The organism is Amycolatopsis sp. NPDC049252, from assembly GCF_043197175.1.
Taxonomy (GTDB): Bacteria; Actinomycetota; Actinomycetes; order Mycobacteriales; family Pseudonocardiaceae; genus Amycolatopsis.
This window is the reverse complement of sequence record NZ_JBICSQ010000022.1, coordinates 55,985-78,934: the sequence shown is the minus strand read 5'-3', so window position 1 is coordinate 78,934 and position 22,950 is coordinate 55,985. Positions and strand designations below refer to the sequence as shown.

The following is a 22,950-nucleotide window of genomic DNA, read 5'->3' as shown; positions in this document are numbered from 1 at the left end:
AGTACTGCTACACGGTACCACGTAGTAGTGGAAGATGGGCCGAGCAACGTCTACCGCGGACGCGGAAGGCGAGCGATCACCCAGGCACCCCGCGTGGCGGTCCACGATGGGGAGCGACCCGCCGTGGCGGGTGACGACGCCGGGATCTCAGAAGCTGCAGGCGGTGAACACGAGGCAGAGCAGTTCCCCGTTCTCGTCCTCGGCTTCGATTCCGTACACGGCCTCGGCGTCGGCCGGGAAGATCATCGCGTTGGCTCCGGTGGCGGGGTCGACGACCTGGTCCACCCAGTTGTGCCGCCGGTAGCGCGGGCCGTCGGCCCGGATCCTGTCCCGTGCCTGCTCGAACAGGCTGGGCTCGCCGGCCGGGCCGGGGTGTTCCACCTTGCCGTCCGCCCGGTCGTCGCACAGCACGGCGTAGTCCTCGAGTTCCTGGTGGTCGTCGTACCCCTCGTCCCACTGCGCCGCATCGATCCGCGCCGGTCCGGCGAACGGGATCACGAGCACACTGGTGAAGTAGCGGATCTCGTCCGGCTTCCAGTCGTCCTGGCCGAAGGTGTAGGTGCCCACGTACACCGGGTGGGTGCCGACCGGCACCGAATGGCAGAAGCCGCCTTGGACGCCGGGGGTGTTCCAGCGCACCGTTCCGTCCACCACCACGAGGTTCCCGGCGTGGTCGAACCAGTCGGGCCGGGCCACGAACCCGGGGCAGTCCTCGCCGCCGCGGGTGAACCGATCGGCCAGCCGCCACAACAACGGAGCCATCGCCCGCGGATCGAACGCACCCGGCTCAGACATGCACGCCTCCCCGCGTTTCTACTGTGGACTCTTCGTCCAGCAGGCCGTCCGGGCCCAGCGGTCACACCACGATCGACCGGTCACCGGAGCCACCGACCACCAGCGCTCCGCCGCCGGCGGTTTCGCCGGCCACCACCGACAGTATGGCGGGGGTGTGGCCGACGAGCGGCTCGCCCACCGGTGCGCCGGTCGCCGCGTCCCAGCGCCGCACGGTGGCGTCCGCGGCGGCGCTGAGAACCACCGTGCGTCCGGTGCCCAACCGAACCACGGCCACCGAGGTCACCGATCGGGTGTGGCCGGTCAGTGGCTCGCCGGCCGGTTCACCGGTCAGGGCGTCCCAGCGGCGGATGGTGTTGTCCCCGGCACCGCTGACGAGCAGGGTCCGGCCGTCGCACACCCCGGCCGCCACGGGGGCCGTGGTGCCGTGGCTGGGGAGTGGTTCGCCGACCGGTGAACCGGTTTCCGCGTCCCAGCGGCGGAACGTCTTGTCGTCGGCCGTGCTGATGATCAGGGTGCGGCCGTCGGCCGCGGGGACCGTGACCAGCGAGCGCACGGTGCCACCGTGGCCGGTGAGGGGTTCGCCGACCGGTGCGCCGGTCTCCGCGTCCCAGCGGCGGATCGTGTGGTCGCCGGCACCGCTGACGATCAGCGCCCGGCCGTCGCTCAGCCGGGCGGTCGTCAGGGACATCACGATGCCGGTGTGACCGGTCAGCGGTTCGCCGACCGGGTCGCCGGTTTCCGCGTCCCAGCGGCGGACCGTGTGGTCGGCCGCGCCGCCGACGACCAGTGTCCGGCCGTCGTCGAGGGCGACCGTGGCCACCGCCCGCACGCCGTCGGTGTGGCCGGCGAGCGGTTCGCCCACGGCCTCGCCGGTCAGCGCGTCCCAGCGGCGCACCGTGCGATCGACGGACCCGCTGACGACCAGCGGGCGGCCCTCGGCCATGGCCAGCGACGTCACCATCTCGTTGTGCCCGGCGAGCGAGGCACCCACCGGTTCGCCGGTCTCCGCGTCCCAGCGGCGGACCGTGCCATCGTCGGAGCCACTGGTGAGCACCGTCCGGCCGTCGTCGAGGACGACGGTGGCCAGGGCCCGCACCGGAGCGGTGTGCCCGGTGAGCGGCTCACCCACGATTTCCCCGGTGGCCGCGTCCCAGCGGCAGACCGTTCCGCCCTCGGTGCCGCTGACGATCAGCTCGCGCCCCTCGGGCAGCGCCACCATGGTCACCGACCGCACCGCGCCGGGGCGCCCGGCCGGCGGCTCACCGACGGCCCTGCCTGCCACCACGTCCCACCGCCGGACCGTGCCGTCGGCCCCGCCGCTGACGACCAGCCCGTCGCCCGCCGCGAGCGACCACACCGGACCGGTGTGCCCGGTGAGCGGTTCTCCCGTGGGCTCTCCGGTTTCCGCGTCCCAGCGGAAGATCGTGCCGTCGCCGAAACCGCCGACGATGACCGCGCGGTCGTCGCCCGCCTCGACCGCGGCCACGGACAAGGCGGAGGCGGCGGGTCCGATGAGGGGTTCGCCCACGGCTTGGCCGGTCGTCGCGTCCCACCGGCACACGGTTCCGTCGTCGGAGCCGCTGACGATCAGGGTTCGCCCGTCGGGGAGCCGGAGCGTGGTCAGTGACCGCACCCATCCCGTCCGGGGTGGCGGAGTCCCCACCTGACGGCCGGTTTCCGCGTCCCAGCGGCGGATCGTGCCGTCGCTGAAGCCGCCGACGATCAGCACGCGATCGTCGGTCAGGCGGGTGCTGGTCAGCGCCCAGGCCCAGCCGGCGCCGGTGAGCGGGTCGCCCACGGCCTGTCCGGTCACGGCGTCCCAGCGGCGCACGCCGTCCTTCGAACCGGTCACCATCAGCGCGCGACCGTCGTCCAGCCGCACAGCCGTGATCGACACGACCGGACCCTGGTGCGGCGCCTGAATCCGTAGCGGGCTCGACCACGGCCGGCTGCCGTCGTCGCGGGGAGTCTCGTCCACGCGGACGTCGACGAGCGGACCGGCCTTGACGTCGACCTCGGGGGCCGGCCGGACCAGCGTGCCGCGGTACCCGATCGGGCCCTCGTCGACGCGCTGCGTGAACCCGAGGAACGACGCGCCGTCGCCGGCCAGCCCGATCGAGGCCAGGTTGCCGCGTTGGTCGCGCCAGCCCAGCCGCTCGATCGGCGCGCCCCCGGTGTCCACGTTGACACCCAGCTCGCCGGCGCCGTGCCAGGTCCCGTCCCAGCTGACGGCGGTGGTGAACCGCCACGCCGGCCCGGCGGGGCGCGCGGTGCGCTCGGCCAGGTCGCCGCGGAACTGGGACCACCGCCCGTCGGCGGTCCGGACGTGGCCGAGGAAGGTGCCCATCTCCCGCGCGAAAGCGACCGCGCCTTCGCTGCCGTCCGCGCCGCGCCAGGTCAGCTCCCCGGGGAGCGCGTCCTGGCCACTGTCGATCCACAACCGCAGCCGGGGTCCCGGTTCCCAGTCCCACTGAGGTCCGTCGGAGTGCTGGGTGTCGTAGGTGAACGCCGCTTCCCGGGCGCCGTCGGCGAGCATGGCCCGTTCCGCGGCGTCGCGGTCCCAGACCGATTCCAGCAGGACGTCGTAGAGCCACAGCATCGAGCGGGAGTCCTCGGCGCTGCGCACTTCCAGCGTGTTGTCGCCGAGCAGCCAGTCACCCGGTACCACGAACGTCATCGTCTGCGGCAGGTCGCCGCCGCCGGGGATGCGGAACCGCTCGATCACGACCTGCCCGTTGACCAGGACGTCCAGCGGCGCGAATCCCACGACCGGCCCGAGTTTCGACACCAGCGCACGGATCTTCAGCGTCACCTCGTCGGCCTGGGCATCGCCGGAGAACCCGATGCGTACCCCGCCACCCGCGCCGATGACCCAGTGGTTCCCGGCGTCGCCCGCCCCGTGCGCTTCGACCGAGGCGTTCACCGTGCGAGGAGGTACGGCCGAGAAGTCGATGAAGGTCGGACTCAGCGTCATGGCGGAGGATTGTTCACCAAGCGCTCGAGCGGCTTCAAGAGGGCCGGCTGCCCTGGCGCCGCCGGCGCCCGGCCGGGAAGCCGACACGGGTCGTCGCTTACTTCACGGTGTGTAGAAACGAACGCCCGGCCACCGTTCGGCGCTTTACAGCCCAGGCGGACGGTCCTACGGTGCGCTCGCACCCATGCGGCCGGTCCACGCCGACCACGGCTGAAGGAGGTCAGGTGTTCCGCAACCACAGACGCAGTATCCGCGCCACCGTCACGACGCTCGCGGCGGCGATCTCACTCGCGGTTCCCGCGTTCACCGCCAGTAGCAGTGCCGCCGTCGATCCGGGCGCCGCGCCCTGGCTGGACACCCATCGCCCGGTCCCGGCGCGGGTGGAGGCGCTGCTCCACGCGATGACGCTGCCCGAGAAGGTCGGCCAGATGGACCAGCAGCTGGTCGGCACGCTGACCGACGCCGACGGCACGACGTGCGGGAACAACGGTTTCAACCTGCCCAATCCCGTGTGCATGCGGAAAATCCTGGTCGACGCCAACGTCGGCTCGGTTCTCGCGGGCGGCACCGACAATCCGGTCGACACCACGGGCAAGGGCGGCGTGGGCAACACCGGCTACGACTGGGCCACCGAGTACAACATCATCCAGCAGTTCGCGATCAAGAACTCGCGCCTGCACCTCCCGGTGGTGTTCGGCGTCGACGCGGTGCACGGCTTCGGCCACCCGTGGCAGGCGCCGCTGTACCCGCAGTCCATCGGCATGGGCGCCACCTGGGACCCCGCGCTCGCGCAGACCGGGGGCAAAGCGACCGCGGACGCCCTGCGCGCCACCGGCTGGAACTGGGACTTCGCCCCGGTCCAGGACATCGCGCGCGACAACCGGTGGGGCCGCACCTACGAGACGTGGGCCGAGCAACCGGCCCTGGCCGCCGCGATGGGCGCCGCGAACATCAAGGGTATGCAGACGCCCGGCAAGCGCGGTGAGCTGAACGTCAGCGCGACGGTCAAGCACTTCGCCGGTTACTCGCAGTCGGTCAACGGCCACGACCGGACCGAGGCGCTGCTGCCCATGAACTACCTCCAGACGACGATCCTGCCGCCGTACGCGGCCGGGATCGACGCGGGCGCCGGGACGGTGATGGTCGACTCCGGTTCGATCAACGGCGTTCCCGCCACCTCGTCGCACTACCTGCTGACCGACGTCCTGCGCGACCAGATGCACTTCCCGGGCGTCGTGATCAGCGACTACCAGGACGTCACCGCGTTGCAGACCGCCTACCACATCGCGGCGGATCTTCCGGGTGCCATCGCCGCCGCCGTGAACGCGGGCGTCGACATGAGCATGCAGGTCTCCGACCCGGCCGGGTGGCAGACCGCGATCCTGCAAGCCGTGAACACGGGCAAGATCCCGCGCGCGCGGATCGACCAGGCCGTGCGCCGCATCCTCACGCTGAAGTTCCAGCTCGGCCTGTTCGACCAGCCGTGCGTGGCCGACCCGGCGAAACCGTGCGTCGACGCGAACGCCGCCAACGCCGCCGTCACCGCGGGCCGTGATCAGACGGCCAAGGCCGCGCGGGAGTCGATCACCCTGCTGCGCAACGAGAACAACGCGCTGCCGTTGCCGGCCGGCGCGAAGGTCGTGGTGACCGGCCCGAGCGCGGACTCGATGACCAACCAGCTCGGCGGCTGGAGCGTGAGCTGGCAGGGCGTGGCGGGTGCCGGGCACGTGTGCTGCATGGGCCCCGACAACCAGATCCCGCCGGGCACCACCGTGCTGGGCGGCATCCGCGCCGCGGACCCGGCGGCGGTCTACGCGCCGGACCAGGCCAGCGCCGTCGCGGCCGCGGCGGACACCAGTGCCTACGTGGCGGTGGTGGGGGAGAAGGCCTACGCGGAAGGGCTGGGCGACAACCCGGCGCCGGCCCTGGCGCCCGACCAGCAGGCCCTCGTCTCGGCACTGGAGGCGACCGGCAAGCCGGTGATCGTCGTGGTCGTCGCGGGCCGGCCGGTCGGGCTCGGCCCGGCGGAGAAGGCGAACGCGGTGCTGATGGCCTACCAGGGCAGCACGGAAGCCGGCACGGCCGTGGCGGATGTGGTGTTCGGCAAGACGAACCCGGCGGGCAAGCTGCCGATCAGCTGGCCGTCCGACGCGCCGGCCGTCGGCGCCGACTTCGCCGGCACGGCCCCGTCCCCGCTGGGGGACCAGCCGAAGTTCTTCGACCAGCTGCCCAGCACGGCATCCGGTCCGGGGAACGCGTACAACCCGCAGTTCCCGTTCGGCTACGGCCTGTCGTACACGACGTTCACCCACACGAACCTGGCGGTGACGCCGAAGGTCGCGCGCGACGGCACGGCCACCGCGACGTTCACCGTCACCAACACCGGGACCCGCGCCGGCACCGACATCGTGCCGGTCTACGTGGCCCAGCCGGTGAGCCCGGTGGTCGTCCCGCCGCAGCGGCTGGTCGGCTTCGCGCGGGTGACGCTCGACCCGGGCCGGTCCCAGGTCGTGCGCGTGTCCTTCCCGACGGCCACGCTGGCCGAAAGCGGCACGGACATCAACGCGTCCGGCCCACCCACCGTGGTGCCGGGAAGCTATGTGCTGCAGCTGGACAAGAACGGCACGACGCCGTACGCGGTGGACGTGTCCGCGCCGTTCCTGATCCAGTAGCACGGGCGGTGGCGGGGCGACGCCGGCGCGTCGCCCCGCGATACCGGCCCAGGCTCGGTTCCTCGTCGCTGACCGCGGTGAGCGGCTCAGGCGGTCGCGCGCCGCAAAACCAGCCACGCCGCGCCGCCGAGTGCCAGTGCGAACACCACGGGGTAGGCGGTGAAGAGGGCCAGCGACGGCTGGCCGCGGAGGAAACCGGTGATCGAGGGCCACCAGCGCTGCGCGGTCACCAGAACCTTGACCCCGGCCAGCAGCAAGGCGCCGGCGAAGAGCGCCAGGTAGATTCCGTTCTGCCGCCAGCGCTGGAACACCACGCCGGCCACCACCGCGACCGCGGACACCGCGATCAGCGGTCCACTGTAGACAAGCCACCGCGTGAGCGGGTCGCCTTGACCGAACACGTCCAGCCCGAAGATCCGCGCGTGCCGGCCCCAGCCGCCGGTCAGCCGCTCGACGGCGTCGAAGGCCACCAGCCCGAGCCCGAGGAGCAGGGCCTGGCCGAGGACGACCAGGGCGGTGGCCGCGGCGAACGTCCGGCGGGTGACGCCGAGCCCCAGCGTGAAGGGGAAGATCTGCGTCATCGTCTGCAGGTGCGCGGGGGCGACCAGGCCCCACATCGCCGGCAGCAGGTAGATCTCGTGGGCGGCGGCCGCGGTTTCGCCGTTGGAGATGTCGATGCCCCAGCCCAGCAGCGGCATCGCGGCGAGCAGGATCAGGGGGTAGGCGAGCAGGGTGGGCCAGTGGACGAGCTGGATCCGGGCGACGTCGAGCACGCGGGTCATCGGGTTTCCCTTCCGGCGGCGACCGGCCCGCCGTGGCGTTGGGTGGTGCGGACGACCAGCTGCTGCAGCGAAACCGGCTCGAAGTCCAGTCCGGGTTCGGGCCGGTCGGGGGCGCCGGTGAGGGTGACGCGCAGGGCGCCGCCGATCCGTTCGCGGTGCAGCTCCTGGTATCCGGCGGCGAACCGCTCGACGGCGTCGGCGGGCCCGGTGACCGCGACGGCCTCGCCCCGCAGTGCCTCCGCGTCGGCGTCGATGAGCACCTGGCCGCGGTCGAGCAGCACGACGTGCTCGATCAGGTCGCTGACCTCGTCGATCAGGTGCGTGGAGAGCACGACCGTGCGCGGGTGCTCGGCGTAGTCGGCGAGCAGCCGGTCGTAGAACAGCTGGCGTGCGACGGCGTCGAGGCCGAGGTAGGGCTCGTCGAACAACGTCAGCGGGGCCCGTGCGGCCAGCCCGATGATCACCCCGACCGCCGAGAGCTGGCCACGCGAGAGCTTGCCGAGCAGCCGGCCGGCCGGGACGGCGAAGTCCGCCAGCAGCGCCGCGGCGAAGGCGCCGTCCCAGTTCGGGTAGCACAGCCGCGCGGCCAGCAGCGCGTGCTTCACCCGGAACTTCTCCGGGTAGTGCTGGCTTTCCTTGACGAAGCAGACCCGCGACAGCACGTCGGCGTTCTCGTACGGGTGCTGCCCGAAGACCTCCACCGTGCCGCTCGTTTCGAACGCCTGCCCGGTGAGGATCCGCATCAGCGTGGTCTTGCCGGCGCCGTTGCGGCCCAGCAGGCCGTTGATCGTGTTCTCGGCCAGCTCCACGCTCACCCCGTCGAGCGCGGCGAGCGGGCCGTAGCGCTTGCTCACCCCGGTTGTGCGCACCACGTTCATCCCTGCGGCTCCCAGACGTCGATCAGCTTCTTGATGTCCTCGGCATCCATGCCGAGCTTGCTCGCCTCGGTCATCAGCGGGGCGAGGAACTGCCGCGTGAAGTCCTGGCGCCGCCGCTGAAGCAGCTGGGTGCGGGCGTCGGGGGCGACGAACATGCCGATGCCTCGTCTCTTGTAGAGGATCCCGTCGGCGACGAGCTGGTTGATGCCTTTGCCCGCGGTCGCCGGATTGATCCGGTGGAAGGCCGCGAGCTCGTTGGTGGACGGCACCTGCGTGTCCGCGGCCAGGCTGCCGTCGACGATCGAGTTCTCGATCTGCTCGGCGACTTGAAGGAACAGCGGCCGCCCGTCGTCCTTCACGCCGACCACCGCGTGTGGCGGTTCGTCGGTTCATTACTCATGTAACTAACCATGGAGGCTCGGACCGGGTCTTGTCAAGCGGTGCGAGCAGTCGGACAGCCTCGCGCCTGACGGGCCGGTGGCCAGTCCCGGGACGGCCGGAACGACCTGCTGAACACTTTCGGGGCCGGTTGGCAAGCACAGGGTGGCAGGGCAAGGCGGACCGAGGAGTTGCATGGCGTCAGACGCGGAACTGATCAGCCGATCGCTGAACGGCGACAGGAACGCCTTCGTGGAGGTGGTCTGCCGCCACGAGGTCGCGCTCGGTGCGTACCTGGCCCGGCGAGTGGGGCGTGACACGGCCGAGGACCTGCTCGGCGACGTGTGGGTGGCGGCCTACGAGTCCCGGCGGACCTACGACCGGTCGTTCGACAGTGCGCGGCCGTGGCTGTACGGCGTGGCGCTGAACAAGCTGCGGCGTCACTGGCGGTCGGAAACGGCCGAGGATCTCGTGCCGGAAGTCGCGGACGTGGCCGGCGGGTGGGACCCGTGGCCCGCGGTGGACGTCCGGGTGGACATCCAGACGCTGCTGCGTGCGGCCCTGGCGAAGCTCAAGCCGGAGCAACGAGAGGTACTGACCCTCGTCGCCTGGGAGGACCTGACCGCCGCCGAAGCCGCGCGGGTGCTCGTCATACCGGCGGGCACTGCGCGCCGCCTGCTGCACGAGGCCAGGAAAGAACTGCGGAACGCGCCGGAAGTCGCCGCTCTGCTGAAGATCCCCACTTTGTGAAAGAGAGCTTGCCGACATGGATGAGATGGACTTGGTCAAGCAGGTGAAGGACGTGGCGCCCGTGCGGCCGGAGGCGTTCGAGCGGGCCAGGGCGGCGCTGCAGACAGCGATGGTCACGGCCGAGAGGCCGAACCTGGTCGCCGCTCCGGCGCGGAAGAAGCGGTTCACCCGGACTCGGGGCTTCCGCGTGGGCGCGGGGGTGGTGGGGGTGGCCGCGGCGGCGGTGGTCGTCGTGTCGGTGACCTCGGCGACCTCGGCGCCGCCGGCCGACCCGACCGCCCAGGCGCCCGTGGTGGAGCCCGGGCTGGTGACCCTGGCGGCGAACGTCAAGGTGACCGCCGGTTCGGTGCCGGGAGACGCCTCGCTGGTCGTCAGCAGCAAGATCGCGCCCGACGGAAAGCCGTACCCCGTCTACACCGTGTACACCGACACGGGCAAGATCTTCTTCGCCGACGAGCGGAGTGCTCTGACCAGGGCGGTCGTCCGTGGCGACGACCTCGCGGTTTCCTACAACTCCTCGGTGGTCGCGGCCGCGCGTTTCGCGGCGAGCAGCGATCTCGACAAGGCCCGGGTGCAGATGATCAACGCGGCCCCCAACGCGTGGGGGGTGGGTCTCGGCCCGGCCGAAGCACAGAAAGCATGGGACAAGGCTCAGGCCGAGTTGATTCCGCTTCTGAAGGCGAAGGGGATCAAGGACCCGCAGCCGCGGCCGCGGCCCACGGGCAAGGCTCTGGAGGACGGCATCAACGGCGTCCTGTGGAGCAACAGCTTCAGCGCCCTCACCGTGGGTGCGGCCAACCCGGAGGTCCGGGCCGGGGTGCTCCGCCTGCTCTCCACCATTCCGGATGTCCGTGTCAGCAAGGCGATCGTCGACGGACAGGCCGTGTTGATCCTGACGGCCGGATCCGCGTTGTTCGCCGGGCACTACGAGTACGTGCTGACGATCAACGCCCAGACCGGTCTGCCGATCCGCTCCGAGACGGGCAAGACCGCCCCGGGCGAGAAGCCGTCGCCTCCCCAGACCTACGAATCCTCCCGGGTGAAGGTCGCCGACATCGCGGCCGGCAAGTTCTGACCGGACACCGGCTTCGACCGTGCGGGCGGGCAAGCACGTCCGCACGGTCAGGTCCACTGGGGACCGTCTGATTCGCGCAAGATCGCCCCGTGTCCACAAAGGAGAGAAATGCGGAAGCGACGCCACCTCCATGCGGTGCCGGCGTGTCTCGTCGCCGTGGTCGTCAGCCTTCCCGGGGCGAGCACCGCCCGGGCGGACCAGCCGGATCGGGTGCCGGTGGCGCATCCGACCGACACCGTGGCCGACCAAGTGGTCCGTGAGGCCACTCGGATCGGACCGACCGATCCGTCCACGCACCTCAGCGCCCAGGTGTTTCTCAAAGGCGACGCCGACGGCTTGGCCGGCTACGCGCGCGCGGTGTCCGACCCGGCCGACCCCCGCTACGGCCACTTCCTGACCCCCGAGCAGGCACGTGCCCGCTTCGGTCCCGCACCGGACCGGATCGACGCGGTCACCACCTGGCTGCGCGGCACCGGTCTGTCGATCGACTTGGCCGGCTCGCGGGGCGTCGTCGTCCACGGAACGGTGGCCCAGGCGACCGCCGCCTTCGGCACGCGGTTCGCGAACTACACCGCAGGGGAGCGGCAGTTCCGCGCGGCGGTGGATCCGATCACCGTGGCGGCCGACGTGCTCGCCGTCACCGGGCTCACCGCCGGCGACAAGCCCAGCAAGCCCTCCGCCGACGGCCCTCCGCCGGAGGAACGGACGTTCGCGCCGGACAAAGTCACCGGCCGGGCCGATACGCCGTCCAGTCCGTGCCCCGCCTACTTCGGTGACACGCCGGCCACCACTCTCCCCGCTGCCTACGGGCATCTCGTCCAGTGGGCCCCGTGTGGCTACACGCCGAAGCAGGTACGCGACGCCTACGGGATCACCGGCACCGGGCTCACCGGCAAGGGCGTGACCATCGGCATCGTCGGCTCCACCTACGCGGTCAACGCCCTGGCCGACGCGAACCGCTTCGCCGCGGAACACGGCGAGCCCACCTTCGCGCCAGGTCAGTTCACCGCGTACGTCGCGCCCGGCGCCGGTACGAGCGAAGCCAGCGGCGAGTTCGGCATGGACATCCAGGCCGCGCACGCGATGGCCCCGGACGCGAACATCGCCTACGTGGTCGGCTCCTCGGCCACGTGGGGAGACCGGGTGCTGGACGGGATCGGAACCATCGTGGACCATCGCCTGGCCGATGTCGTGTCAGGCTCGATCATGGTCGGCCGCACCCCCGGCTCGGCGCCCGACGCGATCGCGGCGTACGAGCGCCTGTTCCAGGAGGCGGCCGTCGAAGGCATCACCGTCGACTTCGCCAGCGGCGACTCCGGTGGTGGCCTCGTCGACGGTGTGAGGTCCGTCGAATATCCGGCGTCCAGCCCCTGGGTCACCGGGGTGGGCGGCACCACCCTGGTCATCGGCCCGCGGAACAGGTACCAGGGGGAAGTCGTCTGGGCGACCGAGAACACGGACCTGTCGGCGGACGGCACACGCTGGGAAGACGAACCACCCGGTTACCAGAGAGGCGCGACCGGTGGTGGCACCGGCACCGTGTTCGGCCAGCCCTCCTACCAACACGATGTCGTACCCGCGACCTTCGCCGGCACCCCACCGATGCGCACCGTCCCCGACGTTTCCGCCCTCGCCGACCCGGACCTCGGCCTGCTCATCGGGACGACCGGGTACGACCTGAGCGGCAACCTCGGCTACACCGAGGACAACGGCGGCGGCACCAGCCTTGCGTCCCCGTTGTTCGCCGGCGTCGAAGCCCTCCTCGTGCAGGTCCACGGTCCGCTCGGTTTCGCCAACCCGGCTCTCTACGCCCGCCGCCACCTGTTCCACGCCATCCACGACAACCCGGCGGGCACCCCGCACACGATCGCCTTCGCCGTCAGCCGCCGCGGCCAGGTCACCCTCGTCACTCCCGGGCAGTACGCGAACGCCGACCTCGAGTTCGCACCCGGCTACAACACGGCCACCGGGCTCGGCTCGCCCACCCGAACCCTGATCGAATCATTCCGGTGAGGGCCGTAGCCACAAAGGCCACCGTGCGGATGCTGTCCGCCATGGACGGTTCCCCGGCCGATGTCCTGTTGCCGGGCAAGGGGAACACCGTCCGGCACGTGGTGCCGCTGACCCTGTGCGCAGTGCCGAGAGGCGGCGGCCACCCGTCCCGGGTGACCACGTCGACGTGGAGCGTGCGTGGAAGTGCAGGTCCGCGATGGGCTAAACTCTCGCCCACGGATTGGCTTGGCGGTCGCGCCGCGGGGCTCCCGGACCCCTCACTTGCAGACGGTGCCGCCCTGACGGCCGGCGTCGTCAGTGGTCCGCGCTCAGGAGATTCGCTTGACCAGTTACAGCGTTCTGGCCTCCCGCCGCCGCTTCTCCGTTCTCGCCACTTGGCCCGGAATGTACAGCGATCACACGCAGAAGGTCACCACCCTCGACGACGGCGACATGGCCGGCGATCTCGCCGCCTACCTGACGCATCTGTCCGAGGGCGCGTGGGACGCGGCACCCTGGCTCGACACCCATCCGGTCATCGAGGCCGGCATCACCGAGCTCATCAGCCAGTTGCGCGGCCCCCAGGACACCATCCCGCAGATCAGTCTGGCCGGAACCGGCTACCGCCACGTCAGCCAGTGGAGCTTCTACGACGTGACCGACATGCTGCACTCCTGCCTTCCGGACGTGCTGCCGCAGCTGAGCAGAGCCCAACGGCTCACCGTCGCCGACGAACTCACCGCCGACGCCGCCGGCCGGGCCGAAGCGCTCCGGGTGCTGCCTTTCCCGCGGGAACCGGCGGACCGGGCGTCCCGCGCCTGGCAGGTCCTCGAAGTCACCCGCGCGTTGGGGAACGGGCGATCCGGCCCGCTGCCGGACGGCGCGGCCGGATGGCTGGTCGGCGCGTGGGGAAGCGACCGCTCGCTGGCCGAGCGGTGGGCGGCCCGGGACCGGCTGACACGGATCGAACAACTGGTCGCGGCGTGCCGAAAAACCGGAGGCCACGCGAGTGCGAAGGCGTACCCCGACCCCTGTGCCCACCTCGAAGTGCCTCGAGGTGCCGCAGCCACTGAAGACGACGTCTTCTGGGTCGTGGCCCCTTCCGGACACCGGCACCGCCAGGAGACAAGCCCGTTCGAGCCGATGGTGATCACCCGTTCAGATCGCTCCGGTTTGCAGTCCGACGTGGTCGCCTTCCTGCGGCCCGGCGATGACGAAGGCTTCGTCAAGGCCCTCGGCGAGTGGACGCTGAGCGTGCCCTGGTCGCCCGTGCGCGTACCCACGACCTTCGCGGAGGGCATTCCGTGTACCTAGGCCGGCGGGCAGCGGTTCTCGTACTCCTCGCGGGCGTTGAGCAGCAGGGCGCCGAAACCGGCGTGTGGCTGCGGCGGGATACCGTCGTTGGAGAACCAGCTGTACGCGGTCCACTCGCCGCCCGGTCCGATCGTGCCCGGGTCGAGCAGCCAGAAGTCGCCCTCCCGGGGGCATGACACCAGCAGGGACCGCTCGGCCAGCTCGACGACGTCTGCGGGGCCGAACTCCGACCACGCCTCCAGGAAGTCCGCCTCCACCTCGGCGAGCCAGCCGGCCTCGTCGGTCGTGCACAGCTCCCGGATCGCGAAGGGCACGCCGCTCCACCCGTTGCTGGTGAGCAGGAAATTCCGGTAACTGGGCGGCAGGTGCACGTCGAGGCGCTGTTCGAGCGCGCCGACCTCCTCTTCGGTGGCCGGGGCATACCCGAGCCAGCCGTCCGCGAGTTGGGTGCTCGTGAAATCCGTCAACTCCGCTCCGGAATCGACCCGCAGGAAGTCTTCGCTGTAGCTGCGCAGAAACCTCTGCCAGTCAGCCGGAGTCACCGGTGCGTCGGGCATGCGGCACATGCTATCCGGGGTGGTGAACGCCGCCGTGAGCCCCGATCGCGCGTAGGCTGCGGTGGACAGCGCCGCAGTGCCCAGTCCCCGCCCTCGCGACGATCGACCGCCACGATCACCCGGCATGATCATCACGCCACGCGAGCCACGTTTCCTTGCGGGGTAACACTTTCGTGCGCTCGGGCGGGAATCCGGCCTGAGTCCGCCGCCACGTCCTCCGAGGAGTCCCATGATCGTCGTCACCGCGCCCACCGGTCAGATCGGCCACCAGGTCCTCGACCACCTCCTGGCCCGCAACGCGCCGGTCCGGGTGATCTCCCGCGACCCGTCCCGCCTTCCCGCCGAGACACGCGAACGCATCGAAGTCGTCGAGGGCTCCCACGGAGATTCCGACGTCGTCACCGAGGCGTTCGACGGCGCCGACGCCGTCTTCTGGCTCGTGCCGGCGGATCCCCGCGCGCTCAGCGTCGAGGCCGCTTACGTCGGCTTCAGCGGACCGGCGTGCAAAGCGCTGGAACACCACCGGGTCGCGCGGGTGGTCGGCGTCTCGGCTCTGGGGCGCACGACCGCGCCGGCCGGCGCAGCCGGGAACGTGACGGCGTCGCTGGCGATGGACGACCTGATCGCGAGTACCGGCGTGCACTACCGCGCGCTGACGATGCCCTCGTTCATGGACAACATCGCCCGCCAAGCGGCACTGATCAAGAACGAGGGCAGGTTCACCTCACCGATCTCCGGGGACCGCAAGCTCCCGTCGTGCGCCACCCAGGACGTCGCCACCGTCGCCGCCGGCCTGCTCATCGACACGTCCTGGACCGGAGTGGCCGAGGTTCCGCTGCTCGGCCCGCAGGATCTGTCCTTCGACGACATGGCCCGGATCATGTCCGAGGTGCTGCGGCGGCCGATCCGGTTCCAGCAGGTTCCCGGGCCGGCCTACCAGGACCGGATGATGCGGGCCGGGATGTCGGAGGCCATGGCCGAGGGCATGCTCGCCATGGCCCTGGCCAAGGACGCCGGTCTCGACAACGGTGTGGCGCGCACCCCGGAAACCGGGACGCCCACCAGCTTCCGGGCGTGGTGCGAGGAGGTCCTCAAGCCCGCCGTCCTCGGGACGCAGGGGTAGGTCCCGTGCCTTCCCCAGCAGATCGACGACACGCTGAACCTGTTCGCCGACGGGCTGGGTGCGATGGGGCTGTCGGAGTACCTCGGCGACTCGGAGCAGCGGACCATCCGGCGGACCGGCGCGACCCTGGTGTTCGTCGTCGCGGTCCTGGCCGGCCCGGAAACCCGGGCCGCGCCCGGACCGTCACCTCAACCTGACGGCGACCGAGCGATCACCGGGCTCCGAGGTTGTCGAGGGCTTCGCCGACCGTGCCGTGCAGGGTGAACAGGGACCGCACGCCGGCCACGGTCAAGAGCGAGCCGACGGCCGGTTCCGAGCCGACCAGCCGCAGCCCGACGCCGACGCGGCGGAGCTCCATCGCGATCTGCACGACGATCTGGAGGGCCACCGGACCGAAGGTGCCCGGTTCGGTCAGGTCGAGGATCAGCAGATCGAGGGCGTGCGCCCGCCGCCCGTCGATGACGGCCATCAGCTCGATCCCGGTCCGCGCGTGGAAGGGACCGCGTGGACGCAGCAGACAGGCGCCCGGCCGCACGTGGTCCAGCGGCTCGACCTGCACGGACCGCGTCATCGACGGGTCCGGGTCCATCACCAGCACGTTTCTCCCCGCGGTAGCTACCCCAGCCGCTCCAGTGAAGTGCCCGGGGCCGCTCCGGCACAGCCGATTCGCGCGGCACCCTGTCCGGTGCCCGCGTTGGCGTGAGCGTGACGAGGCGATTACTGTTCGGCTGGTGACGGGCCTGCCTCAGACGGAGCTGCTGCCCGGGCACCCGGTCGCTCGCGCGCTGGACGTCGACGAAGCGCACGAAGCGGTGACCCGGACGTACCTGCCCCATCGGCTCGAGGTGCTGGACCGCGGGATCGACCTGGACATGCGGCTCAACGCGGTCCGGGTGGGCGCGGTGACCGCGGGCTACCTGCGTTACGGGAGCGCGGTCCGGCTCGGCACGGTCGACGCCGGCAACTACCACGTCAACATCCCGGTCACCGGACGTTCCGAGCAGCGCTGCGGCTCGTCGGAACCGGTGTTCGCCGGACCCGGGCGGGCCGCCGTGTTCGTGCCGGGCTATCCGGCCGACCTGCGGTGGGGAGCCGCCTGCGCCCAGCTCTGCCTCATGATCGACCGGCACGAGCTGGAACTGGAGCTGCAGCGCCAGCTCGGGCGGCCACTGGGCGAGCGGCTGCGCTTCACCACGGCGATGGACCTGGACACGCCGGCGGCGCGGTCGTGGCTCGAGGTGCTGGCCCTGCTGGAGCGTGAGGCGGGCCGGCCGGGCGGGATCACGCAGCACCCCGCGGCGGCCGCGCACCTGCAGAGCCTGGCCATCGCCGGCCTGCTGCTGGCCCAGCCGAACACCTACAGCGACCACCTGCACGCGCCGGCGGCCCCGGCTCCGCCCCGGGCCCTGCGCCGGGCCGTCGAGCTGATCGAAGACGACCCGGGTCGGCCGTGGACTTCGAGCACCTTGGCCCGTGAGGTCTCGGTCAGCGTCCGCGCACTGCAGGAAGGGTTCCAGCGCTGGTTCGGCCTGCCGCCGATGACCTACCTGCGCGATGTCCGCCTGGTCCGGGTGCACGACGAACTCGCGGGGGCCGACCCCGGCGGCACGACGATCGCCGCGGTCGCCGCTCGCTGGGGCTTTCTGCACGCCGGCCGGTTCTCGACCGCCTACCGCCGCAAGTTCGGTGTCCTGCCCTCGGAAACCTTGCACGGCCGGCGCCCGGCGAAGGGGACAGCCGGCTGACGGCAGGGGCAAGCCGGGCGACTACGCGCCCGCGACGGCGCTTCCGCTGGTCGCGCGGCGCATCGGGGGCGGGTTCGTCCCGGTGACGGCGGCGAGTACGGCGTCGGCGTCGAGGCAGGGATCCCACATCTCCGTGCCGGCGATGTGGGCCAGCTTCCGGCGCCGGTGCTGTTCGGTGTCGGTGAGCGCGACCTCGGTCGAGCGGCCTTGCTTGATCGCGTGCACCGCCCGGGTGACCAGGACGGCTTCTTGCCGAGTGGTACCGATTTCGGTGGCCGCCGCGAGGATCCTCTCCGCCGCCTCGTGCGCGGACTTGCTCATGTCGTTCTCCGTGGTGATCGCGGATGTCAGGCGGCGGCGAGCCTTTCCCTGCCGGCCGCGGGTCCCGGTTCCCCGGCAAGGATGTGCTCGGCCCGGGCGAGGTGGTCGTCGATCGCCCGCAGGCGGGCGGCGGTGCGCCGTTCGGCCGTCGTGGCGTGCCGCAGGATGGCCTCGGCGCGTTCGCGGGCGGCGGCGACGATGGTGTCCGCCTCGGCACGGGCGAGTTCGAGCAGGCGCTGGACACGGTCGCCGACGGCCGCCGGGTCGGCCGGGGCGCGGACGACGCGGTCGAGGCGGGCGCGCAGGTCACCCGCCTCGACGCGAGTGCTTTCGAGGAGCCGGGCCAGGGTTTCGGCTTCGGCGAGCGCGGCGTCGCGGTCGAGGGTCAGAAGCCGGATTTCGTCGTGCAGGTCGGCGAGGTGTTCGTCGACCTGCGCACGGTCGTATCCGCGCACGGCGAGGGCGAAACTCACCGGCAGCGGCAGAGCCGGGGAGTTCATGCCGTTCTCCTCTCGGCGAGGACGGCCTGCAGTTCGGCGAGGGTGCCGGCGGCGCGGATGGGGGGTGGGTCGAGGCGGCCGAGGTGATGGTCGTCCTCGCGCAGCGCCGTCAAGAACCGGGTGATGTCCCCGGGCACCGAGGTGACGGTGGTGCCGCCGAGGTAGCGGATGACGATGAGGTCTTCGCCGGAGTGGGTCTCGATGGCGGCGGCCCAGCCGTGGACTTCGTCCCACAGCAGGGCGACGTCGCGACCCGGGTAGCCGGGCAGGTGTTCGTCGAGGGCGACGTAGGCGGAAACCGGGCTGTCGTGGTCGACGGTGCAGGACTCGAGACCGACACCGAGGGCGGTGGTCACGTCGGCGAGGTAGGTCTGCAGCGCGGTGAAGGCCGGGTGGGGGTGGCCGGTCGGGGTGTGCAGCGATGCGGTCACGGGTGGAGATGCCTTTCTGGGACAGCGGGCCGCGAGGCCGTCAGGCCTGGATTTCCTTCCGGTCGGGGGTGGCGCCGGGGCCTCGGCGGCGGATTTGTCGATCTCTGGTCAACGCGCCCCACCGTTGTAACATGTCATCGAAGTGATGACAAGAATGATGTCATCGAAGGGATGACGAATCCTGGAGGCGGCTGCCCCGCCGCCAGATCGCGCGGGTGTTGAGCGTGTCGCCGATGTTCGCCGTCGGGTTGCCGTCGACGAGCAGGAGGTCGGCGCGGAGTCCTTCGGCGATCCGGCCCCGGTCGCCGAGTCCGAAGCGGCGGGCCGTGGTCGCCGTCGCGGCGCGCAGCGCCTGCGCGGGAGTCAGTCCGGCGGCCACGAGGTAACGGAGTTCGTCATGCAGGCTGGCTCCGTGGGCCAGGCCGCCGAAGAACGTCTCCGCCATGGAGGCGTCGGTGCCGGCCAGCAGGTCCACGCCCGCGTCGGCCAGTGCGCGGACGGTGTCCAGGACGTCTTCGAGCTTGCCCTGCGGATAGCGGTCGTAGCTGGAGCGCAGGGTTTCCTCCCACTTGGCGTCGAGGCGGCGGGCGACGCGGGGGTCGTCGGCGAGGTCGCTGCCGGTGATGCCCATCATCGACGCGTCGAGGCAGACGCACGGCACGACGAACATGTCGGCGTCGGCGATCAGGTCCACGATCTCCGCGGTGTGCGGCCGGTCCATGAACAGGTGGACGACGCCGTCGACGCCGGCTTCGGCGGCCATCCGGGTGGCGTCGAGGGTCAGCGTGTGCGCGACGGTGAGCGCGCCGTACTTCTTGGCCTCGGCGACGCCCGCGTCGAGGGTGGCCTGGTCGAGCATCGGCAGTCCGGGGTGTCCTTCGACGCTGCCGTCGTCGATCATGAACTTGATGTAGTCGGAGCCGCGCGCCAGCAGCTGCGGGACGTACGCGGCGGCCTGGTCCGGGGTGGTGGAGAACGGCATCAGCGGCATGACCGGCGGCAGGTTCCCGGCCGGCCGGAAGCCTTCCGGCATCAGCTCGCTGGGGTGGCCGCCGGGCGGCGTGACGGCGAAGCCGGACGACCGGATGTCGGCCACCGTGTCGTCCTCGGTGATGTGCGCGCGGTTCTCGCGGGTGTTCATGCCCTGCATCTCGAGTTCGGTGGTGACGCCGAACCGCAGGGCGAGGGCCTGGGAGCCGGGGGCGGAGTGGACGTGCGCGTCGATCAGCCCGGGCAGCAGGGTCGCGCCCCGGCCGTCGACGACCTCGGCGCCCTCGGGGATCTCGCCGCCGACCTGGCGGATCTTCCGGCCGTCGAGGACGACGGTCTGCACCCCCAGCGTCTTCTCGCCGTCGAAGATCCGGGCGCCGGTGATGGCGGTGGTGGTCATGGCTGGCTCACTTTCTCGCTCGCAGTTACATACCCGATGCTATGCACTTTACGTCTGGCATGCAAATGCGGGGAGTACTACGATCCGTGAGGTGAGCAGTTCCGCCGAAGACGCCCTGCTGGACCAGATCGGGCCCGCCCTGTCCCGGTTGCGCCGTCGCACGCCGGCCTCGGGCCGGGACCTCTCCCGCAATCTGGTGCTGAACGTGGTCGCCGACGCCCCGGGCGAGATGACCGTCGGCGGCCTGGCCGCGGAGATGGGTGTCGCGCAGCCGGTGGCCAGCCGGACGGTCGCGGCCTGCATCGCCGAGGGCCTGCTGCGGCGGGCGGCGTCCCAGGCCGACGGCCGCCGGACCGTGCTCGAGCTCACCGAGCGCGGCGAGGCCGAGCGGACCCGGTTCGCCGCCGACCAGCGCGCGGCGTTCGAGGACATCACCGCCGCCTGGTCGCCCGAGGACCGTACGCGGTTCGGTCGGCTCCTCGTCCGCTACGTCACGGACGCCGGCGCCTGGTCTCGCCGCCGGGGCTTGACCGGCGAGTAGCGGCGGCGTCCACCGGCGGCCGGCCGGTCACCTGCCTTCCCGCTCGCGCCGGTTGTGCTCTTGGCGTTCCCGCTCGCGGCGGCTGTAGGTCGCCTTGCGGACGGTCTCCTCGTCCTCCAGGCTCGACCCGAGCGCACCGGCGACGATCCCGACCGAACTGCACAGCCACACCAGTTTCAGGTACGAGCCCACGCCGACCGGGTGCCCGAGGGCCTGCGCGAAATAGCCGCTGTCGATCACGACGGCCGCCGCGAGCATTGCGACCACGTACAGGATCGCGTACATGCACGCCACCCCGATCGCCAGCGTGGCCGCCGTGGATACGTTGTACAGCAAGACTTTGCGTCGCTCGACGCCTTCGGCAGGCCGGTCCCACAAGTGGTTGTACACCATCAGCCACACCGCCATGATCACCACGGTGACCACCATGATCCCGGCCAGCCGCAGCGGGGACAGCGCGTCCGCGAGCTTCCAGAACGAACTGGTGATGACGCCGTAGGCGGCGGTGCCGGCCGCCGCCGCGGTGGCGCCCGCCAGGTGGGGGACGAGCTGCCACGGACGGTTGTCCCGCACCATCCCGGCCAGCAGCCGCAGCCGGCCCCGCAGCCCGACCAGAGCCACGTGCGTCGCGGCGGACTGGTGTTCGCCGGACACCCGCTGCGTCGGGGCCAGCGCTTCGCGCAACCGTGCCATCATCCCGTGCCGGCGCTGGTCCCCGTCGATCCCGAGCCGCCGCGACACCAGTTGCCGCACCACGCGGACCAGCAACGCCCGGACCCGGCGCCGCACCAGGACGGCGCCGAGCGCGGGCAGCGAGATCATCGCGACACCGTGCTCCACGTCGACGCCCGCGACGACGGGTTTCGTCCCCGCCCGCCGGGGCAGGTCGGTGACCAGGACCAGCACGTCCCAGCCCCGGTCCGGCCGGTGGCGCTCCGACAGCGTGCGCATCGGGATGTCACCGTCTTCGTCCAGCGGCAGCTGGTCCACCTCGTGGTCCACCCGCCACCGCGTCTCTCCGCTGACCCGGGTGGCGAACGTTTCGGGGAGGTCGTCGGCGATCGTCGCGATCACCTGCTCCGGCAGGCCTTTGTCGGCCAGCACCCCGACGGTCACCTGGGGTGGTGCGGTCATGCGTCACCTCGCTCGTCGGTTTCCCTGGGGGTGGCGGCCAACCACCCGGCCGGCCACGGCGAGGGTCAGAGCGGAAGAGCCGGACGCCGGGACGTCGCCACGCGGTAGGCCCACGCCGGTGGCGTGCCCCGCCGTTCCCGGCGCGCCCGCGCGACCAGCACCAGCAGCCACACCACCCCGATCGCCGCGATCAGGCCCTGGCCCACCCAGGTCAGCGTCGTGTACAGCCCGACCTGGGCGCCGGTCGGCGCGGCCGGCAGGCCACGCAGCAGGAGTTCGTACTGCCACGGCTGACCGGTCAGCAGCAGCGTGAGGTACAGGGAAATCACGGACATCGAGTCCCACAGCGCGTGCAGCAGCGACACGCCCAGGTAGGCCAGTACGAGCCGGGTGGTGAGGAGGAAGTGGTCGCGGGTGCTCCACGCGAACAGGAGCCCGCCGAGCACGGCGGTCCACAGCCCGTGCCCGACCGGGGCGAGGAGCCCGCGCAACAGCTCGGTGGTCACCAGGTCCGCCAGTGACAGTCCCTGGGGGGTGAACAGCGCGGTCAGCGCGTACCCGGCCGACTCGAAGGCGGCGAACCCGAACCCGACCGCGGCGCCCAGGATCAACCCGTCGCGCAGGGACTTCACGGCCAGGCGCCGGGTCAGCAGGGCGAGCGCGGCCAGCTTGACCGCCTCCTCGATGAGCCCCACGCCGATGTACAGCCACGTCGACGGGTGCAGCAGGTAGGTCTCCAGCACCGAAGCGCCGAGCACGCCGAGCACCCCGCCGACGACGAACGTGCGGAACACGAGTTCGGCGGTGATCTCGCCGGAGTCCCGGCGCTCGAACGCCCACGCCACGAAGGTCACCGGCACCAGGAAACTGCCGAGCAGCACCAGGGTGGGGATGAGGTTGGGGTTCCCGGTCAGGTAGGTGACGGCCGCGGACAGGATCCACAGGACCAGGCCGGCTCCGAACATCCGAAGCCACGTACGTCGTTTCGGTCGTTCGGTGACGGCTCTCACCGGCGCTTCCCCCATCGCTCGCCGCGGCCGTGGGCGGCCGTGTCGATGAAGGTCCGGTAGCGGTCCGCGGAGCCGGGCTCCGCGACGTCCTCGAGCCCTTGCGGGCAGCGCAAAGCCGACCACAGCGCGGCCCGCGGTTTCGGGTCGTCGACGACGGCGCGGTACCAGGAGAACACCTCGCCCAGCAGGACGTCGTCCATCGCGTACAGCACGGGCGGCGCGAGCCCGGTCAGCTCGAACAGGCCGCCCAGCGCCGTCAGCCGGTCCTCGACCCGGTGCATCAGCTCGAACAGGCTGTCGTCCACCTGCTCGACCCGGGACAGATCGACCACCAGGTGCCGCGTGCCGGCGTGGAGCAGCCCGGCGAAGTGCGCGGCCAGGAGGCGGCGGGCCCGCGCGTCGATCGACCCGCCGACCGTGACCACGGTGTGGTGGTCGTCGCGCAAGGTCGAGGTGACCGTGAAGTTTCCCGTGGTGCCGGGGACTTCGGCCGGTGCACCGCGCGCCTGCCCGGTGAGGCGGTGCAGCTCGGCGAACGCCGCCGCGTACGCCGGCTGATCGAGGTTGAGGGAGAGTCCGTTGACCATG

The 22,950-nt window shown here is 71.6% G+C and carries 22 protein-coding genes; 8 read left to right on the top strand and 14 right to left on the bottom strand.

Features of this window, described 5'->3' with window-relative positions:
• Positions 1-147: 147 nt before the first annotated feature.
• Together ACGFMK_RS23795 and ACGFMK_RS23790 are read right to left on the bottom strand one after the other, a co-directional pair.
• Entirely contained in the window at positions 148-795 is a 648-nt protein-coding gene (locus ACGFMK_RS23795; protein WP_392766990.1) for a hypothetical protein, read from the bottom strand.
• 61 nt (positions 796-856) lie between these two features.
• Positions 857-3,769 carry a hypothetical protein gene (locus ACGFMK_RS23790; protein ID WP_392766987.1) on the bottom strand — a complete coding sequence of 971 codons (2,913 nt, stop codon included), beginning with the start codon at positions 3,767-3,769 and terminating at the stop codon, positions 857-859.
• A gap of 224 nt (positions 3,770-3,993) precedes the next feature.
• Between ACGFMK_RS23790 and ACGFMK_RS23785 the strand changes: the two genes are divergently transcribed.
• The gene (locus ACGFMK_RS23785) at positions 3,994-6,441 is read left to right on the top strand and encodes a glycoside hydrolase family 3 N-terminal domain-containing protein (protein WP_392766984.1); all 2,448 of its coding nucleotides are present in this window, start codon (positions 3,994-3,996) and stop codon (positions 6,439-6,441) included.
• An 86-nt stretch (positions 6,442-6,527) separates the two neighbouring features.
• On the opposite strand, the gene ACGFMK_RS23780 is transcribed toward ACGFMK_RS23785, so the two are convergent.
• The 3 genes from ACGFMK_RS23780 to ACGFMK_RS23770 are packed head-to-tail and all read right to left on the bottom strand — an operon-like array spanning position 6,528 to position 8,469.
• Positions 6,528-7,223: a hypothetical protein gene (locus tag ACGFMK_RS23780; RefSeq protein WP_392766982.1), complete on the bottom strand. Its 696-nt coding sequence runs from the start codon at positions 7,221-7,223 to the stop codon at positions 6,528-6,530.
• The gene (locus tag ACGFMK_RS23775) at positions 7,220-8,101 is read right to left on the bottom strand and encodes an ATP-binding cassette domain-containing protein (RefSeq protein WP_392766979.1); all 882 of its coding nucleotides are present in this window, start codon (positions 8,099-8,101) and stop codon (positions 7,220-7,222) included. The genes ACGFMK_RS23780 and ACGFMK_RS23775 overlap by 4 nt, the downstream gene beginning before the upstream one ends.
• The gene (locus ACGFMK_RS23770) at positions 8,098-8,469 is read right to left on the bottom strand and encodes a GntR family transcriptional regulator (protein WP_392766976.1); all 372 of its coding nucleotides are present in this window, start codon (positions 8,467-8,469) and stop codon (positions 8,098-8,100) included. The genes ACGFMK_RS23775 and ACGFMK_RS23770 overlap by 4 nt, the downstream gene beginning before the upstream one ends.
• A 205-nt stretch (positions 8,470-8,674) precedes the next feature.
• On the opposite strand from ACGFMK_RS23770, the gene ACGFMK_RS23765 reads away from it, so the two are divergent.
• From ACGFMK_RS23765 to ACGFMK_RS23750, 4 genes are all read left to right on the top strand, one after another.
• Complete coding sequence (locus ACGFMK_RS23765; protein WP_392766973.1) at positions 8,675-9,229, top strand: RNA polymerase sigma factor; 555 nt, start codon at positions 8,675-8,677, stop codon at positions 9,227-9,229.
• 208 nt (positions 9,230-9,437) lie between these two features.
• Entirely contained in the window at positions 9,438-10,304 is an 867-nt protein-coding gene (locus tag ACGFMK_RS23760) for a hypothetical protein (RefSeq protein ID WP_392766971.1), read from the top strand.
• Between the two features lie 108 nt (positions 10,305-10,412).
• The gene (locus ACGFMK_RS23755; protein ID WP_392766969.1) at positions 10,413-12,317 is read left to right on the top strand and encodes a protease pro-enzyme activation domain-containing protein; all 1,905 of its coding nucleotides are present in this window, start codon (positions 10,413-10,415) and stop codon (positions 12,315-12,317) included.
• A 321-nt stretch (positions 12,318-12,638) separates the two neighbouring features.
• Positions 12,639-13,610 carry a hypothetical protein gene (locus ACGFMK_RS23750; RefSeq protein WP_392766966.1) on the top strand — a complete coding sequence of 324 codons (972 nt, stop codon included), beginning with the start codon at positions 12,639-12,641 and terminating at the stop codon, positions 13,608-13,610.
• On the opposite strand, the gene ACGFMK_RS23745 is transcribed toward ACGFMK_RS23750, so the two are convergent.
• Complete coding sequence (locus tag ACGFMK_RS23745) at positions 13,607-14,167, bottom strand: SMI1/KNR4 family protein (protein WP_392766963.1); 561 nt, start codon at positions 14,165-14,167, stop codon at positions 13,607-13,609. The genes ACGFMK_RS23750 and ACGFMK_RS23745 overlap by 4 nt on opposite strands.
• A gap of 229 nt (positions 14,168-14,396) precedes the next feature.
• Between ACGFMK_RS23745 and ACGFMK_RS23740 the strand changes: the two genes are divergently transcribed.
• Positions 14,397-15,290, top strand: a complete 894-nt coding sequence (locus tag ACGFMK_RS23740) for an NAD(P)H-binding protein (RefSeq protein WP_392766960.1) — start codon at positions 14,397-14,399, stop codon at positions 15,288-15,290.
• A 211-nt stretch (positions 15,291-15,501) separates the two neighbouring features.
• On the opposite strand, the gene ACGFMK_RS23735 is transcribed toward ACGFMK_RS23740, so the two are convergent.
• Positions 15,502-15,879: an STAS domain-containing protein gene (locus ACGFMK_RS23735; RefSeq protein WP_392767089.1), complete on the bottom strand. Its 378-nt coding sequence runs from the start codon at positions 15,877-15,879 to the stop codon at positions 15,502-15,504.
• A gap of 142 nt (positions 15,880-16,021) precedes the next feature.
• On the opposite strand from ACGFMK_RS23735, the gene ACGFMK_RS23730 reads away from it, so the two are divergent.
• On the top strand, positions 16,022-17,035 hold the full coding sequence (locus ACGFMK_RS23730) for an AraC family transcriptional regulator (RefSeq protein WP_392766957.1): 1,014 nt from the start codon (positions 16,022-16,024) through the stop codon (positions 17,033-17,035).
• A gap of 21 nt (positions 17,036-17,056) precedes the next feature.
• Here ACGFMK_RS23730 and ACGFMK_RS23725 read toward each other — a convergent pair whose 3' ends face one another.
• From ACGFMK_RS23725 to ACGFMK_RS23710, 4 genes are all read right to left on the bottom strand, one after another.
• Positions 17,057-17,356: a hypothetical protein gene (locus ACGFMK_RS23725; RefSeq protein WP_392766956.1), complete on the bottom strand. Its 300-nt coding sequence runs from the start codon at positions 17,354-17,356 to the stop codon at positions 17,057-17,059.
• Between the two features lie 26 nt (positions 17,357-17,382).
• A complete protein-coding gene (locus tag ACGFMK_RS23720; protein ID WP_392766953.1) occupies positions 17,383-17,856 on the bottom strand; it encodes a DivIVA domain-containing protein in 474 nt (157 codons plus the stop codon).
• Entirely contained in the window at positions 17,853-18,287 is a 435-nt protein-coding gene (locus ACGFMK_RS23715; protein WP_392766950.1) for a DUF6292 family protein, read from the bottom strand. Before ACGFMK_RS23715 ends, ACGFMK_RS23720 begins: the two co-directional genes overlap by 4 nt.
• Before the next feature lie 160 nt (positions 18,288-18,447).
• Positions 18,448-19,677 carry an amidohydrolase family protein gene (locus tag ACGFMK_RS23710; RefSeq protein WP_392766948.1) on the bottom strand — a complete coding sequence of 410 codons (1,230 nt, stop codon included), beginning with the start codon at positions 19,675-19,677 and terminating at the stop codon, positions 18,448-18,450.
• A 91-nt stretch (positions 19,678-19,768) separates the two neighbouring features.
• On the opposite strand from ACGFMK_RS23710, the gene ACGFMK_RS23705 reads away from it, so the two are divergent.
• On the top strand, positions 19,769-20,218 hold the full coding sequence (locus tag ACGFMK_RS23705; protein ID WP_392766945.1) for a MarR family winged helix-turn-helix transcriptional regulator: 450 nt from the start codon (positions 19,769-19,771) through the stop codon (positions 20,216-20,218).
• Positions 20,219-20,245: 27 nt separating this feature from the next.
• Here the strand turns inward: ACGFMK_RS23705 and ACGFMK_RS23700 are convergent, their stop codons facing one another.
• The 3 genes from ACGFMK_RS23700 to ACGFMK_RS23690 all read right to left on the bottom strand — a co-directional run bounded on the left by ACGFMK_RS23700 (position 20,246) and on the right by ACGFMK_RS23690 (position 22,949).
• Positions 20,246-21,352, bottom strand: a complete 1,107-nt coding sequence (locus ACGFMK_RS23700) for a hypothetical protein (protein WP_392766942.1) — start codon at positions 21,350-21,352, stop codon at positions 20,246-20,248.
• A 65-nt stretch (positions 21,353-21,417) separates the two neighbouring features.
• On the bottom strand, positions 21,418-22,317 hold the full coding sequence (locus tag ACGFMK_RS23695; protein ID WP_392766939.1) for a PrsW family intramembrane metalloprotease: 900 nt from the start codon (positions 22,315-22,317) through the stop codon (positions 21,418-21,420).
• Between the two features lie 41 nt (positions 22,318-22,358).
• Complete coding sequence (locus ACGFMK_RS23690; RefSeq protein WP_392766937.1) at positions 22,359-22,949, bottom strand: STAS domain-containing protein; 591 nt, start codon at positions 22,947-22,949, stop codon at positions 22,359-22,361.
• Position 22,950 lies beyond the last annotated feature (1 nt).

Coding starts and splice junctions, on each gene's coding strand:
- ACGFMK_RS23795 (WP_392766990.1), bottom strand. CDS start 795: ATGTCTGAGCCGGGTGCGTTCGATCCGCGGGCGATGGCTCCGTTGTTG.
- ACGFMK_RS23790 (WP_392766987.1), bottom strand. CDS start 3,769: ATGACGCTGAGTCCGACCTTCATCGACTTCTCGGCCGTACCTCCTCGC.
- ACGFMK_RS23780 (WP_392766982.1), bottom strand. CDS start 7,223: ATGACCCGCGTGCTCGACGTCGCCCGGATCCAGCTCGTCCACTGGCCC.
- ACGFMK_RS23775 (WP_392766979.1), bottom strand. CDS start 8,101: ATGAACGTGGTGCGCACAACCGGGGTGAGCAAGCGCTACGGCCCGCTC.
- ACGFMK_RS23765 (WP_392766973.1), top strand. CDS start 8,675: ATGGCGTCAGACGCGGAACTGATCAGCCGATCGCTGAACGGCGACAGG.
- ACGFMK_RS23755 (WP_392766969.1), top strand. CDS start 10,413: ATGCGGAAGCGACGCCACCTCCATGCGGTGCCGGCGTGTCTCGTCGCC.
- ACGFMK_RS23745 (WP_392766963.1), bottom strand. CDS start 14,167: ATGCCCGACGCACCGGTGACTCCGGCTGACTGGCAGAGGTTTCTGCGC.
- ACGFMK_RS23740 (WP_392766960.1), top strand. CDS start 14,397: ATGATCGTCGTCACCGCGCCCACCGGTCAGATCGGCCACCAGGTCCTC.
- ACGFMK_RS23735 (WP_392767089.1), bottom strand. CDS start 15,879: ATGGACCCGGACCCGTCGATGACGCGGTCCGTGCAGGTCGAGCCGCTG.
- ACGFMK_RS23725 (WP_392766956.1), bottom strand. CDS start 17,356: ATGAGCAAGTCCGCGCACGAGGCGGCGGAGAGGATCCTCGCGGCGGCC.
- ACGFMK_RS23720 (WP_392766953.1), bottom strand. CDS start 17,856: ATGAACTCCCCGGCTCTGCCGCTGCCGGTGAGTTTCGCCCTCGCCGTG.
- ACGFMK_RS23710 (WP_392766948.1), bottom strand. CDS start 19,677: ATGACCACCACCGCCATCACCGGCGCCCGGATCTTCGACGGCGAGAAG.
- ACGFMK_RS23700 (WP_392766942.1), bottom strand. CDS start 21,352: ATGACCGCACCACCCCAGGTGACCGTCGGGGTGCTGGCCGACAAAGGC.
- ACGFMK_RS23695 (WP_392766939.1), bottom strand. CDS start 22,317: ATGTTCGGAGCCGGCCTGGTCCTGTGGATCCTGTCCGCGGCCGTCACC.
- ACGFMK_RS23690 (WP_392766937.1), bottom strand. CDS start 22,949: ATGGTCAACGGACTCTCCCTCAACCTCGATCAGCCGGCGTACGCGGCG.